Source organism: Streptomyces rubiginosohelvolus (genome assembly GCF_014649875.1).
Taxonomy (GTDB): Bacteria; Actinomycetota; Actinomycetes; order Streptomycetales; family Streptomycetaceae; genus Streptomyces; species Streptomyces rubiginosohelvolus.
In genome coordinates, this window is the sequence record NZ_BMTW01000002.1 from 130983 (window position 1) to 146960 (window position 15978).

General features: G+C 73.0%; 14 protein-coding genes. 6 read left to right on the forward strand and 8 right to left on the reverse strand.

From position 1 onward, the window contains the following. Positions 1-222 precede the first annotated feature (222 nt). From IE134_RS07940 to IE134_RS07960, 5 genes are all read left to right on the forward strand, one after another. Entirely contained in the window at positions 223-1335 is a 1113-nt protein-coding gene (locus IE134_RS07940; protein ID WP_030710014.1) for an aliphatic sulfonate ABC transporter substrate-binding protein, read from the forward strand. Positions 1336-1383: 48 nt separating this feature from the next. Continuing rightward, complete coding sequence (locus IE134_RS07945; protein WP_030710012.1) at positions 1384-2175, forward strand: ABC transporter ATP-binding protein; 792 nt, start codon at positions 1384-1386, stop codon at positions 2173-2175. Next, positions 2162-3088 carry an ABC transporter permease gene (locus IE134_RS07950; protein ID WP_089116986.1) on the forward strand — a complete coding sequence of 309 codons (927 nt, stop codon included), beginning with the start codon at positions 2162-2164 and terminating at the stop codon, positions 3086-3088. The genes IE134_RS07945 and IE134_RS07950 overlap by 14 nt, the downstream gene beginning before the upstream one ends. Before the next feature lie 8 nt (positions 3089-3096). Further along, positions 3097-3849: a sirohydrochlorin chelatase gene (locus IE134_RS07955; protein WP_030710009.1), complete on the forward strand. Its 753-nt coding sequence runs from the start codon at positions 3097-3099 to the stop codon at positions 3847-3849. A gap of 110 nt (positions 3850-3959) precedes the next feature. Beyond that, positions 3960-4814, forward strand: coding sequence for a class I SAM-dependent methyltransferase (locus IE134_RS07960; RefSeq protein WP_189430023.1), 855 nt, complete (start codon positions 3960-3962; stop codon positions 4812-4814). Positions 4815-4833: 19 nt separating this feature from the next. Here the strand turns inward: IE134_RS07960 and IE134_RS07965 are convergent, their stop codons facing one another. From IE134_RS07965 to IE134_RS08000, 8 genes are all read right to left on the reverse strand, one after another. Then, positions 4834-5472, reverse strand: coding sequence for a mycothiol-dependent nitroreductase Rv2466c family protein (locus IE134_RS07965; RefSeq protein ID WP_189430025.1), 639 nt, complete (start codon positions 5470-5472; stop codon positions 4834-4836). Between the two features lie 85 nt (positions 5473-5557). Then, complete coding sequence (locus IE134_RS07970; RefSeq protein WP_189430027.1) at positions 5558-6397, reverse strand: ABC transporter ATP-binding protein; 840 nt, start codon at positions 6395-6397, stop codon at positions 5558-5560. 3 nt (positions 6398-6400) lie between these two features. Next, positions 6401-7612, reverse strand: coding sequence for a FecCD family ABC transporter permease (locus IE134_RS07975; protein ID WP_229823426.1), 1212 nt, complete (start codon positions 7610-7612; stop codon positions 6401-6403). A gap of 2 nt (positions 7613-7614) precedes the next feature. After that, positions 7615-8640: a FecCD family ABC transporter permease gene (locus IE134_RS07980; protein ID WP_189430030.1), complete on the reverse strand. Its 1026-nt coding sequence runs from the start codon at positions 8638-8640 to the stop codon at positions 7615-7617. 83 nt (positions 8641-8723) lie between these two features. Continuing rightward, positions 8724-9782 (reverse strand): iron-siderophore ABC transporter substrate-binding protein, encoded by a 1059-nt coding sequence (locus IE134_RS07985; protein ID WP_030710002.1) that lies wholly within the window; start codon positions 9780-9782, stop codon positions 8724-8726. A 67-nt stretch (positions 9783-9849) separates the two neighbouring features. Continuing rightward, positions 9850-11703 carry an ABC transporter ATP-binding protein gene (locus tag IE134_RS07990; RefSeq protein WP_189430031.1) on the reverse strand — a complete coding sequence of 618 codons (1854 nt, stop codon included), beginning with the start codon at positions 11701-11703 and terminating at the stop codon, positions 9850-9852. Next, positions 11700-13391 (reverse strand): ABC transporter ATP-binding protein, encoded by a 1692-nt coding sequence (locus IE134_RS07995; RefSeq protein ID WP_189430032.1) that lies wholly within the window; start codon positions 13389-13391, stop codon positions 11700-11702. Before IE134_RS07995 ends, IE134_RS07990 begins: the two co-directional genes overlap by 4 nt. Positions 13392-13469: 78 nt before the next feature. After that, positions 13470-14297 (reverse strand): MerR family transcriptional regulator, encoded by an 828-nt coding sequence (locus tag IE134_RS08000; protein WP_030709993.1) that lies wholly within the window; start codon positions 14295-14297, stop codon positions 13470-13472. Positions 14298-14460: 163 nt separating this feature from the next. Here IE134_RS08000 and IE134_RS08005 point away from each other — a divergent pair, with 163 nt between their 5' ends. Next, the gene (locus tag IE134_RS08005) at positions 14461-15972 is read left to right on the forward strand and encodes an alpha/beta hydrolase (protein ID WP_189430034.1); all 1512 of its coding nucleotides are present in this window, start codon (positions 14461-14463) and stop codon (positions 15970-15972) included. Positions 15973-15978: the final 6 nt, after the last annotated feature.

Genomic DNA, 15978 nt, shown 5'->3' on the forward strand with positions numbered 1-15978 from the left:
GACTTCTTCTCCTCCTTCGCGAAGGAGGGCGGCCGGGTGGGCAGCGGCGCCCTCGGCAGCGGCCAGGGCGGGGTCGGGCGATGTGCGTGATGACGTACGCGCACCGCTCGCGCGCCCTGAACCCCCCGCACCCGTACCGCCGAAGACCTGCCGACCTCCCGGCCGTGCCCCCCTGACCAGACAGCGGGGCACGGGACCGGGCCAACGAGAGGAAAGCCTCCCGTGCCTGCCCCCCGTTCCACCGTTCGCCGCGGCCTCGCCGCCGTCGCCGCCCTGCCGCTGCTCGCCCTGGCGGCCACCGCCTGCGGCTACGGCTCCGAGGCGAAGGACGACGACGCCAAGACGAACGTCTCCGCCGGAGGGAAGAAGCTCTCCTCCGACACCGTGAAGATCGGGTATTTCCCGAACCTCACGCACGCCACCGCCCTGGTCGGTATCCAGGAAGGCACCATCCAGAAGGAACTGGGCGGCACCAAGGTCGAGTCGACGACCTTCAACGCGGGCCCGTCCGAGATCGAGGCGCTGAACGCCGGCTCCATCGACATCGGCTTCATCGGCCCCTCCCCCTCCATCAACGGCTACAGCAAGTCCCAGGGCAAGGGGCTGCGGATCATCTCCGGTTCGGCCTCCGGCGGGGTGAAGCTGGTCGTCAACCCGGACAAGATCAAGACCCTGGACGACCTCAAGGGCAAGAAGATCGCCACCCCGCAGCTCGGCAACACCCAGGACGTGGCGTTCCTCAACTGGATCTCCGAGAAGGGCTGGAAGGTCGACGCCCAGAGCGGCAAGGGCGATGTCTCCGTGGTCCGCTCGGACAACAAGGTGACCCCGGACGCCTACAAGTCCGGTGACCTGGACGGGGCGTGGGTGCCCGAGCCGACGGCGTCCAAGCTGGTCTCCGAGGGCGCGAAGGTGCTCCTCGACGAGAAGGACCTGTGGCCCGACAAGAAGTTCGTGATCACGAACATCATCGTGTCGCAGAAGTTCCTCGACGAGCACCCGGACGTGGTCGAGGCGGTGCTGAAGGGTTCGGTGTCCACCAACAAGTGGATCAACGCCAACCCGGACGAGGCCAAGGCGTCCGCCAACAAGGCGCTGGAGAAGCTGAGCGGCAAGCCGCTGCCCCAGGAGATCCTCGACCCCGCGTGGGAGTCCATCGAGATCACCAATGACCCGCTGGCCGAGACGCTCAAGACGCAGGCCGGTTACTCGGTGAAGTCCGGTCTGCTCGAGGAGCCGAACCTCCAGGGCATCTACGACCTGGGCCCGCTGAACAAGATCCTCAAGGCCGAGGGCCTGCCCGAGGTCGCCGACGCCGGTCTCGGCGTCAAGTAGCCCGCCCGATCCGCAGCAGGACGTAAGGAATCCCAGGAGGTGACGACCATGGCGACCCCTACCCTCACCAAGGCCGAGGACCGTACGACGGTCGAGCACGCAGCCCGTCTCGCACATGTCTCGAAGTCCTTCGCCGGACCCACGGGGCAGCAGCTCGTGCTGGACGACATCACCCTCGATGTCGCTCCGGGTGAGTTCGTCACCCTCCTGGGAGCGTCCGGGTGCGGAAAGTCGACGCTGCTCAATCTGGTGGCCGGACTCGACCGCCCGTCGAAGGGGTCCATCGAGACCCCCGGCGGGCGGCCGGCCCTGATGTTCCAGGAGCACGCCCTCTTCCCGTGGCTGACCGCGGGCAAGAACATCGAACTGGCCCTGCGGCTGCGCGGGGTGCCGAAGTCGGAGCGCCGCACCGAGGCGGAGCGGCTGCTCGAACTGGTCCGGCTCGGCGGGGCGTACGGCAAGCGGGTGCACGAGCTGTCCGGCGGTATGCGCCAGCGGGTGGCGATGGCCCGGGCGCTCGCGCAGGACAGCCAACTGCTGCTGATGGACGAGCCGTTCGCGGCGCTGGACGCCATCACCCGCGATGTGCTGCACGACGAGCTGACCCGGATCTGGCGGGAGACGAACGCCTCGGTCCTGTTCGTCACCCACAACGTGCGCGAGGCCGTACGGCTCGCGCAGCGCGTCGTTCTGCTCTCGTCCCGGCCGGGCCGGATCGCCCGGGAGTGGACGGTCGACATCGAGCAGCCGCGCCGCATCGAGGACACCGCCGTGGCGGAGCTGTCCGTCGAGATCACCGAAGAACTGCGTGGGGAGATCCGCCGACATGGCCAGCACTGACATCACGTCCGACCGGAAGCGGCCGGACGAGGCGGCCGGACCGGTCGACAAGAAGCCCGACGACCTGGCGGGCCTGGAGGCCGGCCTCGACGCGCTCGACGCCGTACAGATCCGCCGCACCCCGGTGCGCGAGGTGCTCCTGCAGAAGGTGCTGCCGCCGGTCGTGGCGGTGGCGCTGGTCCTGGTGGTCTGGGAGCTGCTGGTCCGCGCCGAGGTCACCGAGGTGTACAAGCTGCCGCCGCCGTCCGCGGTGTGGGACAGCGCCAAGGACATGTGGCTGGCGGGCACGCTGCTGGAGGTCGTCTGGACCAGCGTCTCGCGCGGTCTGTTCGGCTTCCTGCTGGCGGTCGCGATCGGTACGCCGCTGGGGCTGCTGGTCGCCCGGGTGAAGCTGGTCCGGGCCGCGATCGGCCCGATCCTGTCCGGGCTCCAGTCGCTGCCCTCGGTGGCGTGGGTGGCCCCGGCGGTGATCTGGCTCGGGCTGAACGACCAGATGATGTTCGCGGTGATCCTGCTGGGCGCGGTGCCCTCGATCGCCAACGGTCTGGTCTCCGGCGTCGACCAGGTGCCGCCGCTGTTCCTCCGGGCGGGCCGCACGCTGGGCGCGACCGGGCTGCGCGGGACCTGGCACATCGTGCTCCCGGCGGCGCTGCCCGGCTATCTGGCGGGTCTCAAGCAGGGCTGGGCGTTCTCCTGGCGCTCCCTGATGGCCGCCGAGATCATCGCCTCGTCGCCCGAACTGGGCCTGGGACTGGGTCAGTTGCTGGAGAACGGCCGCAGCAACTTCGACATGCCCGGCATCTTCCTGTCGATCCTGCTCATCCTGTTCGTCGGCATCGCCATCGACCTGCTCATCTTCAGTCCGCTGGAGCGGTGGGTGCTGCGCAGCCGCGGTCTCCTCGTCAAGAACTGAGCCTTCCCATGACGCATCCCACGCTCCTCGTCATCGCCCACGGCAGCCGCGACCCGCGGCACGCCGCGACCGTGCACGCGCTCACCGAGCGGGTCCGCGCCGAGCGGCCGGGACTGCGGGTGGAGACGGCGTTCCTGGAGTTCAACGCCCCGTCGGTGCCCCGGGTGCTGGAGCGCCTGGCGGCACAGGGGGCGGACGAGGTCGTCGCCCTCCCCCTCCTGCTGACCCGGGCGTTCCACGCCAAGACCGACATCCCCTCGGTCCTGCGCGAGGCCCGCGCCCGGCTGCCGAGGCTGCACATCCGGCAGGCCGACGTCCTCGGTCCGTCCCCGCTGCTCAACGCCACTCTGGGGCGGCGGCTGCGGGAGGCCGGGGTCCGTCCCGGCGATCTCCCCCGGACCGGGCTCGTCCTGGCGTCGGCGGGATCCTCAGACCCGGAGGCGATCGCAGTGATCGCTGAAATCGCGCGGGAGCTGCGGCACACCGGTTGGTGCGCCGTGCGGCCTGCGTTCGCCTCCGCACTCCTTCCCCGTACCGAGGACGTGGTACGGGAACTGCGCGCCGAGGGCGTGGAGCGGGTGGCGGTGGCCCCGTACGTCATCGCGCCCGGCCGGCTCCCCGACCGCATCGCGGCGGGCGCCGAGGCTGCCGGCGCGGACGTCCTGGCCGATGTGCTGGGCCCCGCCCCGGAGTTGGCACGGCTGCTGCTGAACCGGTTCGACGAGGCGCGGGTGCCGGTGGGGGCGTCGCTGTCGGCGTGAGGGCCGGGCGTGCCGCGGCACCGGGGAGTGCCGGGGAAACCGGGAGGCGCCCTGCCCGTACGTTTCGTACCATCGGGCCGCACCGGCCCGTCGCGTACACCAAGGACTCCGTGAAGCACTCCGATCTCCCCGCCAAGGCTCCTTCGCTCGCGGCCGGCATGGCCGCCGCCGATCACAGCCCGGACGGCCAGCTCGTCCAGACCCGCCACCGCGCCACGCTCGTGGCGAGCTGGGACATCGCGCCCGGCTCGACCGTCCTGGAACTGGGCTGCGGTCAGGGTGACATGACCGCTGTCCTCGCGGAGGCGGTCGGGCCCGAGGGGCGCGTGGTGGCCATCGATGTGGCCGACCCCTCCTACGGCTCACCGGTCACGCTCGGGGAATCGGCGGACCGGCTCGCGGCGGGCCCTCTCGGACCCCGCATCGACTTCCGTTTCGGCACCGACGTCCTCGACCCGTCCGTCGACTTCCCCGCCGGCTCTTTCGACCATGTCGTGCTCGCGCACTGTTCCTGGTACTTCGCCTCGCTCGGGCAGCTCCGGGACACTCTGGCCCGGGCACGGCGGTGGGCGGGGCACTTGTGGTTCACCGAGTGGGACGTGACGCCCACGTCCGGCGACCAGTTGGCCCATCTCCTCGCGGTGCTGATCCAGGGGCAGATCGAGGCCGCCGGTTCACGTGGCCAGGGCAATGTGCGCACGCCCTTCTCCCGCGAGGAGTTGCTGCGGCTCCTGCCCGAGGCCGGCTGGGCGGCCGAGGGAAGCGAGCCGGTCGACACCGAAGGTCTTCAGGACGGCGACTGGGAGGTCGCGGCCTGTCTCGACCTGGTCGGAGCGGAGGAGCATCTGGCGTCGCTGCCCGAGCCGGTGCGCCGCCTCGTCCTCAGCCAGGCCGACGTCCTGCGGGCCGTTGCCGTGGAGCGCGGCAACCGTCCGCTCGCCGCGTACTCGGTCACCGCGCGCTGACCTTCGCCTCAGCGGCGTCTCAGTCGTAGGACAGCCCGCCGGACCGGGCGCGCTTGAGTTCGAAGAAGCCCGGGTGGTTCGCCAGGACCCGGAAGCTGTCGAAGAGTTCGGCCGCCTTCTCGCCGCGCGGGATCGCGTTGAGGACCGGGCCGAACCAGACCGTGCCGTCGACGTGGATCGTCGGCGTTCCCACGTACGCGTCCTGCTCCGGGTCCTTGCCCGCGTCGTGGTGGCGGGCGACCTCGGTGTCGTACGCCGTGGAGTGGGCCGCTTCCGCCAGGGCGGCGGGCAGGTCCAGTTCGGCCAGGGAGGCGGCGATCACGGCGTCGAAGTCCTCCTCCTTGTGCCGGTGGATGCGGGTGCCGAGCGCGGTGTACAGGTCCCGCAGGACTCCGTCGCCGTGGGCGGCCGCCACGGCGACGGCCACCCGGACGGGGCCGATCGACTTGTCGACGAGCTCGCGGTACCCGTCGGGCAGTTCGTTGCCCTCGTTGTGCAGGTAGAGGCTCATGGGGCGGAAGCGCAGGTCGATGTCCCGGTGCCGCTCCACCTCCAGCATCCAGCGGGAGGTGATCCACGCGAACGGGCAGGCGGGGTCGAAGAAGAAGTCGACCGTGGTGCGGGCGACGGGTCCGGTGGCGGGGTGCTGTGTGCTCATACGCCTCAGCCTAGGCAGCGAGTGGCGTGGCCTCCCGGGCCAATCCGCCGCTGATCCGGTGGGCCACTCGCGGGTGTCCGGCCCGTCAGCCGAGGGTCTTGGCCGGCTCCTCGGACTCCGGCTCCGGGGTGTGGTGACGGCCGACCGGGATCACCAGCGGGGTGCGGCTGACCGGGTCCGTGGTCACCTGGCAGCGCAGGCCGAAGACGTCCTCGACCGTCTCGGCGGTGATCACGTCGGAGGGGGCGCCCTCGGCGACGATGGCGCCCTTCTTCATCGCGATGACGTGGTCCGCGTACCGGCAGGCCTGGTTGAGGTCGTGCAGGACCATGACGATCGTGCGTCCCTCGCGCCGGTTCAGGTCGACGACGAGGTCCAGCACGTCGATCTGGTGGGCGAGGTCGAGATACGTCGTCGGCTCGTCGAGAAGGAGGACCGGGGTGCCCTGGGCGACGGCCATCGCGATCCAGGCGCGCTGGCGCTGACCGCCGGAGAGTTCGTCGACCGCCCGGTCGGCGAGGTCGGTGGTGCCGGTGGCGGCGAGCGCGTCGTGCACCGCCTGCTCGTCCGCCTTGGTCCACTGCCGCCACCACGTCTGGTGCGGGGAGCGGCCCCGGTTGACCAGGTCGATGACGGTGAGGCCGTCGGGGGCGACCGGCGACTGCGGCAGGATGCCGAGCTGCTGGGCCAGCTCCCGGGTGGGGATGGAGTGCAGGGCCCGTCCGTCCAGGCTGACCGCGCCGTCGCGCGGGGCGAGGAGGCGGGCCAGGGCGCGCAGCAGGGTCGACTTGCCGCAGGCGTTGGCGCCGACGATGGCGGTGATCCGGCCCGGCGGCACGGCCAGGTCGAGGCCGCTGACGACGGCTCGGTCGTCGTAGCCCAGGTGCAGGCCCTCGGCCCGCAGGTCGGGTTCGGCGGTGGACATCGGTCAGCCTCCTGAGCCCGCGCGGTTGACGCGGATGAGCAGCCAGAGCAGCACCGGGGCGCCGAGCACTCCGGTGACGATCCCGACGGGCAGTTCGGTGCCGGGGATCAGTTCGCGTGCGAGGACGTCGGACGCGAGGACGACGAGAGCGCCGGTGAGTCCGGCGGCGAGCGGCGGCGGCCAGGCGGTGCGGCACAGCCGCTGGGCGATCTGCGGGGCGGCGAGCGCCACGAACGCCACGGGTCCGGCCGCCGCGGTGGCGAAGGCGACCAGACCGACACCGGTGAGCAGGACAGTGAGCCGGACGGTCTGGACGCGGGTGCCGAGCCCCTTGGCCACGTCGTCGCCGAGTTGCAGCGTACGCATGAGGCGGCCGATGAGCAGGGCGGTGGGGACCAGGACGACGAGGGCGTACGCAAGGGGCTCGGCCTGTTGCCAGTCACGGCCGTTGAGGTTGCCGACGAGCCAGCCGAGGGCGGCCTGGGCCTGGAAGCGGCCGCCCCGGGCGAGCAGGTAGTCGGTGGCGCTGAGGCAGATCCAGGAGACGCCGATGCCGACGAGGATGATGCGGTAGCCCGTGGTGCCGCGCCGCCAGGCGAGCCCGTAGACGATCAGGGCGCTGGCGAGGGCACCGAAGAGACCGAGCGCCTGGGTGCCGAGGCCGAAGTCCCAGCCGAGCACGATGCCCGCGACGACGGCCGTCCCGGCGCCCTGGGTGAGGCCGATCATGTCGGGGCTGGCCAGGGGGTTGCGGGTCATCGTCTGGAGGAGCGCGCCGGACATGCCGAACGCGATGCCCGCCAGCAGGCCCGTCATGGCGCGGGGCAGCCGCAGTTCCTGGACGACGAGGAGGGTCCCCGCGTCCCCGGAGCCGGTCAGCGCCCGGGCGACGTCGGCGAGCGGGATCCCGTACTCGCCGATGGAGACGTGCCAGCACAGCGCCGCGAACACGGCGACGGCGAGCCCCGCGGTGACGGCGAGCTGACGGGGGCGCAGGGTGCCGGAGAGCGGCGGGAAGGCGAGGCGGAAGGGGCGCGCGACGCCCTTCGGGAGCGGCGCGCGGGGCCCGGTGGTCGCCGTGGTGCCGGCGGACTTGCCCGGCCCGGTGGTCGCCGTGGCCCCGGTGGACTTGGTGAGCCCGGTGGTCTTCTCGGGCACGGTGTCGGTGGGCCCGTCGGGCCCGGCGGTCTTCGAAAGCGGGGTGTCCGGTGTCATGGTCAGATCTCCGCGAGGCGACGTCGGCGGACCAGGGCGATGAAGAACGGTCCGCCGATGAAAGCGACGATGATCCCGGCCTGTACCTCGACGGGGCGGGCGATCACCCGGCCGAGGATGTCCGCGCCGAGCAGCAGCCCCGCGGCGAGCGCGGCCGAGAGCGGCAGCAGCCAGCGGTGGTCGGGGCCGAGTCCGGCGTACTGGGCGAGGACCCGGGCGACGTGCGGGACGACCAGGCCGATGAAGACGACGGGCCCGATCACGGCGACGGCCGCCCCGGTGAGCAGCGTGACGGCGACGACGCCCTGGAGGCGGACGAGGCCGAGCTTGCGGCCGAGGGACGCGGCCACGTCGTCGCCGAGGGCGAGGCTGTTGAGGGCGGGGGCGCTCGCCAGGGCGAGGAGGGAGCCGAGCCCGAGGAAGGGCAGGATCCGCAGCACGGTGGAGGCGTCCTGGTCGGCGAGCGAGCCGGCCGACCAGAACCGGAAGCGGTCCAGCGCGGCCGGGTCGGTGAGGACGACGGCGCTGGTCAGCGAGGACAGCACGGCGGTGACGGCGACTCCGGCGAGGGCCAGCTTCACCGGGGTCGACCCCGAACGCCCCATCCGGCCCAGCAGATAGACGACGACGCTGGCCGCCATGGCTCCGGCGAAGGCGAACCAGATGTAGCCGAACAGCGAGCCGATCCCGGCGACTCCGGCGGCGATGACGATGGCGAACGCGGCCCCGGCGCTGACGCCGAGGATGCCGGGGTCGGCCAGCGGGTTGCGGGTCAGGGCCTGCATCACGCAGCCGGAGAGGCCGAGCGCCGCTCCGGCGGCCAGGCCCAGCGCCGTACGCGGGATGCGCACGGACCAGATGACGTCCTCGATCCGGGGGCCGGTCGGCTGTCCCGTCAGGGCCTTGATCACGTCGCCGGGCGGGATGCTGAGCGCCCCGAGGCCGATCGAGAGCAGGCAGAGCACGGCCAGCAGCGCGGCGAGCGCGGCCACGAGCAGGGCGGGACGCCATCGGGCGGGGCGGGTCACGGGGCTGGCTCCACGGTCCGGTTCCTCACGGGAGGGTGGGCGGCCGCCCCGCCGACGCGGGGCGGCCCGGAAGGGGAAAGGCGTCAGGACGCGGGGTGCTCGACCTTCGTGTCGGTCTTGCCGTCGACGGCGGCCGACAGCATCGGGACCAGGCGGTCGACGGTGTACGGGATGCTCAGCGGGGTCACGAAGGAGATGGCGCTGCCGAAGTGGCTGCTCTCCTTGATCATGACCTCACGGCCCTCCTTGACCGCGTCGAGCTTGCCGTACAGCGGGTCGGCGTGGAGCTTCTTGGCGTCCTTGGCCGGGTCGGTGACGATCCAGGCGACGGCGTCCGTGTCGAGGAGGTCGGTGCGCTCCTTGCTGATGTTGGCACCGAACGCCTCACCGACGACCTTGTCGAGGCCCGTCGGAAGCTGGAAGCCGAGGCCGGTCAGCACGCGCGAGCGGTTGTCCTGCGGGCCGTAGACGTACATGCCCTCGTACGGCGTCGCCATGACGGCGGTCTTGCCCTTGAACTCGGGGTGCGCGGCCGCGGCGTCGGCGATGTGCTTCTCGGTCTTCGCGACCAGCGCCTTCGCCTCGTCGCTCTTGCCGAGGGCCTTGCCGACCTGCGTGGTCTGGTCCTGCCAGGAGATCCCCCAGTCCGCGCCTTCCTTGGGCTGGGCGACGACCGGGGCGATCTTGGAGAGGGTGCGGTACTGGTCCTTGGTGAGGCCCGAGTACAGCGCGAGGATCAGGTCGGGGCGCAGCGAGGCGATCTTCTCGACCTGCGGGCCGGTGCCGTCGTCGTGCAGGACGGTGGGGCGCGCCTTGTCGCCGAGCGCCTTCTCGGCCCACGGGCCGATGGCGCCCTTGAACTCGCCGAACCACTCGGTCGTGCCGACGGGCACCTTGCCGAGGGCGAGGACCGCGTCCTGGTCGGAGAGGCCGACGGTGACGATGCGCTGCGGGTCCTTCTTGACGGTGGTGGTGCCGTACTTGTGGTCGAGGGTGACCGGGAAGGCCCCCTTCGGTGCACTGTCGCCGGACGGTGCCGCCTCGTCGTCGCTCTCGCCGGACCCGCAGGCGGCGGCTCCGAACAGCAGCAGGGCGGACGCGGCCACGGCGGTCAGCCGGGTGCGCTGGATCATGCGGAACATGACGGATTCCTTCGGGGGCGTCGGCATTCGCCGGGGACGGGGCGGGGGGGGCGGGTGGTGCGTGGGGTCAGGGGTGCGGTGCGGTGGTGCGGCTTCCGGACCAGGCGTGCCAGAGGGCGGCGTACGGTCCGTCCGCGTCGCGCAGTTCGTCGTGCGGGCCGCTCTCGACGACGCGGCCGGCCTCCAGCACGACGACCCGGTCGGCGGCGACGGCCTGGGTGAGACGGTGGGCGACGACCAGGGCGGTGCGGCCGGCGAGGGCAGCCTCGGCGGAGCGTTCGAGGACCCGGGCGCCCGCGCTGCCCGCCTCGGCGGTCGCCTCGTCGAGGACGGCGAGGGCGGGGTCGGCCAGGACGAGCCGGGCGAGGGCGAGTTGCTGGGCGCGGGCGGGGTCGAGGCGGTGGCCGCCCTCGCCGACGACGGTGGCGAGCCCCTCGGGGAGCGCCTCGGCCCATTCCAGGGCGTGCACCGTGGCCAGGGCGGTGCGCAGGTCGGCGTCGGAGGCATCGGGGCGGGCGAGCCGGAGGTCCTCGGCGAGGGTGCCGGTGAAGACGTGGACCTCCTGGGTGACCAGGACGACCGGGTGTTCGCCCACGCCGGCAGCTGCGGAGCCAGTGCCCGCCGGTGCGGTGACCGAGCCCGAGGTGGGCTGCTGGACGCCCGCGACGATCCGGGCGAGGGTCGACTTCCCGGCCCCGCTGGTCCCGACGAGCGCCACGTGCTCGCCGGGCTCCAGAGTGAGGGAGACCTCGTGCAGGACGGGGCGGCCGGGCCCGTAGGCGTGGCTGACGGCGCGCACGGTGACGGCGGCTTCGGAAGAAGCGATGCGCTGACGCGGTACGGAGGCGGGCGCGGCCTTTCCGGCCTCAGCCTTTCCGGCCGCCGGCTCCCCGGCCGCCGGCTCCGGCTGCTCCGCGAGGTCGGTCACGCCGACCAGCCGGGCCAGTCCGGCCGCCGCCGACTGGGCGTCGTCGAGCAGCACCAGGGCGGCGTTGACGGGTCCGAAGAGGCTGTGGAAGTAGAGGGCGGCGGCGGTGGCCGTCCCGATCGACACCGCGCCGTCGCGGACCAGCCAGAATCCGGCGATCAGGACGGCGGCCAGGCCGATGTACTCGGCGATGTGCAGCCGCCCGTAGAAGCCGAGCACCAGGTTGACGCTGCGCATGGTGAGGTCGACGGCCTTGCGCGAGCGTCCGGCACTGCGCTCGGTGTGCTGCTCCTCCAGCCGGTGGCCGCGTACGGTCACGGCGCCGCCGATGGTCTCCAGGAGCTGTTGCTGCTGGGCCCCGTTGGCGACCCGCTGGTCGGCGTACAGGGTGAGGGCGCGGCGTACGTACCAGCGGGCGGTGAGCAGTTGGACGGGGACGGCGAGGAGCGCGGCGAGCAGGAACCGTACGTCCAGGAGGGCCAGCGCGCCGAGGGTGAGGACGATCGCGAGGACGGAGCGGGCCATTTCGGGCAGCGCGGAGCGGACGGCTTCGGCGACCCGGGCGACATCGCCGGTGACGCGGGCGGTGAGGTCGCCGGCCCCGGCGCGTTCCAGCCGGTCGGCGGGGAGGTTCAGGGCGCGTTCGACGAACCGCTCACGCAGCCGGGCCAGTACGGTCTCGCCGAGCCGGGCGATCCGGGTGAGCCCGAGCGTGGTGGTGAGGCCCTGGACGACGGCGACCGCGACGAGGAGGACGACCGGGAGGGTCAGGTCCCCGGCGGGGCGGCCGTCGGCGACGATGTCGACGATCCGGCCCAGCAGCGGCTGGACGAGGAGGCCGACGGCGGTGGCCGCGACCAGGATGCCGATGCCGGTCAGGGCGAGGCCCCGGTCGGGGCGGATCAGCGTGCGCAGGGCGGCCCGGGTGCGGGCGGTGGTGGCGATGGGGAGCAGCTCGGGGCCGGTGTCCGGCGTGGGCGAGTCCGTGGTCATGTGAGCACCGCCGTGCGGTAGACGGGATGGTCGCGTACGAGGTCCTCGTGCGGGGCCTCGGCGGTGATCGTGCCGCCGTCGACGAGGACGACGCGGTCGGTGGCGGCGAGCAGGGCGGGGCTGCTGGTGACCAGGACGGTGGTGCGGCCGGTGCGGGCGCGCCGGATGCCGGCGGCGATCCGGGCCTCGGTGGCGGCGTCGACCGCGGTGGTGGGGTCGTGGACGACGAGGACGCCGCGGTCGGCGGCGAGTGCGCGGGCCAGGGCGACGCGCTGGCGCTGGCCGCCGGAGAGCGAGCTGCCGCGCTCGCCGATCCGGCCGCCGGTGCCGCCGGCCAGGGCGGAGGCCACCTCGTCGACGGCGGCGGCGTCCATGGCGGCGCGCGGGTCGCTCCCGTCGGGGGCGGCGGCGGTGACGTTCTCCAGGAGGGTGCCGTCGAAGAGCTGGGCGTCGTGCTCGGCGACGAGGAGCGCGGAGCGCAGGGCGGCGGGGGCCAGTTCGGTGAGGGGGACGCCGTCGAGTTCGACGCTGCCCCGCTCCGGGTCGCAGCGGCGGGCCAGACAGTGCAGAAGGGTGGCGGCGTCGGCCGGGTCGGTGACGACGATGCCGAGGTGTTCGCCGGGGCGGACGGTCAGGTCGAGGGCGTCGAGTCCGGCGTGGCCGAGTCCGTTCAGGCGCAGTTCGCCGGGGGCGGGGGCGGCCGGTTCAGCGGTGCCGCCGGTCGTCTCGCCCGGGGCGGCCAGCACGTCGGCGATCCGGGCGGCGGAGGCACGGCCCTTGGCCAGTTCGGCGCCGACCCAGGCCAGCACGCTGATCGGTCCCGGCAGGAAGAGGGCGAGGCCGACGGCGGAGACGAGGGCGCCGAGGCCGATGGAGTCGCTGAGGACCAGGCGGCCGCCGACGAGGGCGACGAGCGCGATGAACGAGCCGGTCAGCGTGAGCATCAGGCCGGTCTGGAGGGCGGCGGCGCGGGCGGCGCGCACATTGGCGTCGCGGGAGGCCTGGCTGGTGGCGCGGTAGCGGTCGACGGCGGCGCGCTCGGCCCGCAGGCCCTTGAGCACCCGGACCCCGGCGACGAGGTCGGCGGCCACCCCGGAGGCGTGGGCGGCCTGTTCCTGTTCGGCCTCGCTGCGGTGTTCCAGGGGCCGGGCCAGGAAGTGGCCGAGCGCCATCAGGACCGGGGCGCCGATCAGGACGAGGAGCCCGAGGGGCAGGGAGGCGCGGAGCAGGAGCACCGCGCCCGCGACGACGCCGACGACCGCGGCGATGCCGAGGGTCAGGGCCATGTTGACGGCCCCTACGCGGCGGGCGTCCTCGGTGGCCACGTTCACCAGCGCGCCGGGCGGACGGCCGGCCTCCGCGCCCCCGTGCGGGGCGAGGACCCGGCGGACGACGTCCAGGCGGAGCTGGTGGGCGGCCTGTTCGGCGGCGCGTTCACCGGCGCGGGCGCCGAAGCGGAAGCCGAAGGAGAGCAGGGTGTAGACGACGGCGAGGACCACCAGCCAGATCGCCAGCGCTCCCCCGTCGGGCCGCACCACGGCGCGGTCGACGATCAGCCCGATGAGTACGGGGACGAGCGCCTCGCCGATCTGATGGCAGGCGCCCAGGACCGATCCGACGGTCACGTCCCGACGCTGTCCCGCGACAGCACGGCGTATGACGCCACGCCCGGCGCTGTCAGCCCCCACTCACCTGCTCCTCAGCATGTCTACGAACAGCGGAGGGGGGATTTCAGGCCACCTGCCTCCGGCCAAACGAAGGCAAGGCTAACCTGTCGCGCCGGGGGTGCCCCGGGGCGGGTCGTGATCGCCGCCGTGATCCTGCTCGCCTTTGCCGTCCCGGCCGACCCGGCCGCCCCCGTCCGCGCCGCCGTCCGCCTCCTCCTGTTCGAGCAGGTCGTGCAGATGGCGCAGGACATCGAGCTGGGCCTCGTTGTAGAACGTGATCAGGGCCTGCGTGACGACGGACCGGGTGAGCTTCCCGTTCCGCCGGGACGCGGCGTCCAGGTCCGTGATGAAGGAGTGGTCCGCCCGCTGGGCCCGGACCTCGGCCGCCAGGTGCGCCGCCAGTCTGCGGCGCACGTCCTCGGGGGCGTCGGCCGGCAGCTGCTCGAACTCCTCGGCGACCTCGTCCCGGGGGCGCGTGTACTGGTCCCGGATGACGGACATCGCCGTCGGCGTGAGGACGCTCGAATACGCCACCAGGAGGTCCTGCTGGGCCCGGGGCAGCGTGGCGGCGGCGGCCCCGAAGTCCGCGGGCAGGTCGAGCGAGGCCCCGTCCTCCAGGATCGCGGCCAGTTGGCGGCGCATGTGCTGCTGGCGCTCGATGTTCGCCGCGAGTTCGGCGTCCAGGGCGCGGAGGGTCTCCGTCGACCGCGCGTCGGCGGCGGCCACCGTGGGGATGTCGGAGAGCGGCACGCCGAGGTCGGTCAGCCGGCGGATGCCCATCAGCCGGACCAGGTGCCGTACGTCGTACCGCTTGTAGCCGCTCGGAGCGCGCTCCGGCTCCTCCAGCAGACCCAGCTTGTGGTAGTGCCGGACCGTCTTGAGCGTCGTGCCCGCGAGTTCCGCCAGCTGACGCGTGCTCCATGTCATGGGAGTCCCTTTCCGGGGTTCCGTCACCGGGAGGGGCCCCTGCCTCTCCCCTGCCCCCCGGCCGCCACGGATCACCTCGCGCGGGTCGGGCTTGACTGTGCCCTTGGGGCACGGAGTGCGATGGGCGCGGTCAACCACCTTCAGCCCATGGGGAGATGCGGATATGACACGAGGACGCGGTATCCGGCGGAGCGCGGCCCTGGCGGTCGCCCTCGGCCTCGGCCTGAGCGGGTCGCTCGTCGCGGGACCGGCGGGCGCCGAGGAGAAGGAGGGACCGACCGTACGGTGGGGCGCCTGCCCCGAGGACGTGGCGGCCGAGGCGGCGCCGGTCGTCCTGGAGTGCGGCACCGTCCCCGTACCGAAGGACTACGCCGACCCGGGCGGCGACCGGATCGAGCTGATGATCTCCCGGCTGGCGAGCACGAACCCGGACAAGCGGCGCGGCACGCTGATGCTCAACCCGGGCGGCCCCGGCGGCTCGGGGCTGTCGCAGCCCGCGTTCCTGGCGAACCGGGGCATCCCCTCCGAGGTGCTGGACACCTACGACGTGATCGGCATGGACACCCGGGGTATCGGACGCTCGGCACCGGTGGCCTGCGGATTCACCCCGGAGGGCCCCTACTTCGCCAACATCCCGCCGTACGCGGTCGACGACGCGGCGGTCACCGCGCGGGCGAAGGTGGTGAAGGAGGTGGCCGAGCAGTGCGCGCGGCGCGACAAGGACGGGGTGCTGCCCCACCTGACCACGGCCAACACCGCCCGCGACCTGGACCGCATCCGGACGGCTCTCGGGGAGGAGAAGACCAGCTTCCTGGGCTACTCCTACGGCACGGCGCTCGGGGCCGCCTACGCGTCGATGTTCCCCGAGCGCTCCGACCGCATCGTGCTGGACAGCAACATCGGCGACACCCACCTCGACCGTGACGGTATGCGCCGCTACGCGCTCGGGGTGGAGCAGACGTTCCCCGACTTCGCCCGGTGGGCGGCCGCCCGTCACGACAGCTACGGTCTCGGCCGGACCCCCGCCGAGGTCCGCCGCACCTACTTCACCCTCGCGGAACGGCTCGACGAGAAGCCGGTCGACGGCTTCGACGGCAACGTGCTGCGCCAGCTCACCTTCGGCTACCTGTTCAAGGAGGTGCAGTACGCCAAGCTGGCCCAGCACTGGCAGGCGCTGAAGAGCGGTGACACCGCGTCCGTGCGCGTGGCGGACGCCGGCGGCCGGGCGGCGGACACCCCGCCTTCGCTGGACAACCAGCTCTCCGTCTTCCTGGCCGTGAGCTGCAACGACATCGCGTGGCCCACGAGCGTGGACACCTACCGCAAGGGGGTCGCCGAGGACCGTGCGCGCTACCCGATGTTCGGGGCCGCCACGGCCAACATCATGCCGTGCGCCTCCTGGCCGTACCCCCCGGCCGAGAAGCCGGTGGCGATCGACGACGAGGGGCCGCGCAACATCCTGCTCGTCCAGAACCTGCGCGACGTGCCGACCCCGCACGTCGGCGGGAAGCTGCTGCGGAAGAAGTTCGCGGACCGGTCCCGGCTGGTCAGCGTGGACGACAGCGGTCACGGGGTCTATGTGTACGGCGACAATCCCTGCGCGCTGAACACCACCACCCGCTACCTCGTCGACGGGAAGATGCCCGGGAAGGACACGTTCTGCCGGGCGGGCTGAGCCGGG

Bases quoted from the DNA above. Each gene is read 5' to 3' on its own strand.
- IE134_RS07945 (WP_030710012.1), top strand. From the start codon at position 1,384: ATGGCGACCCCTACCCTCACCAAGGCCGAGGACCGTACGACGGTCGAG.
- IE134_RS07950 (WP_089116986.1), top strand. From the start codon at position 2,162: ATGGCCAGCACTGACATCACGTCCGACCGGAAGCGGCCGGACGAGGCG.
- IE134_RS07955 (WP_030710009.1), top strand. From the start codon at position 3,097: ATGACGCATCCCACGCTCCTCGTCATCGCCCACGGCAGCCGCGACCCG.
- IE134_RS07965 (WP_189430025.1), bottom strand. From the start codon at position 5,472: ATGAGCACACAGCACCCCGCCACCGGACCCGTCGCCCGCACCACGGTC.
- IE134_RS07970 (WP_189430027.1), bottom strand. From the start codon at position 6,397: ATGTCCACCGCCGAACCCGACCTGCGGGCCGAGGGCCTGCACCTGGGC.
- IE134_RS07975 (WP_229823426.1), bottom strand. From the start codon at position 7,612: ATGACACCGGACACCCCGCTTTCGAAGACCGCCGGGCCCGACGGGCCC.
- IE134_RS07985 (WP_030710002.1), bottom strand. From the start codon at position 9,782: ATGTTCCGCATGATCCAGCGCACCCGGCTGACCGCCGTGGCCGCGTCC.
- IE134_RS07990 (WP_189430031.1), bottom strand. From the start codon at position 11,703: ATGACCACGGACTCGCCCACGCCGGACACCGGCCCCGAGCTGCTCCCC.
- IE134_RS08000 (WP_030709993.1), bottom strand. From the start codon at position 14,297: ATGACATGGAGCACGCGTCAGCTGGCGGAACTCGCGGGCACGACGCTC.
- IE134_RS08005 (WP_189430034.1), top strand. From the start codon at position 14,461: ATGACACGAGGACGCGGTATCCGGCGGAGCGCGGCCCTGGCGGTCGCC.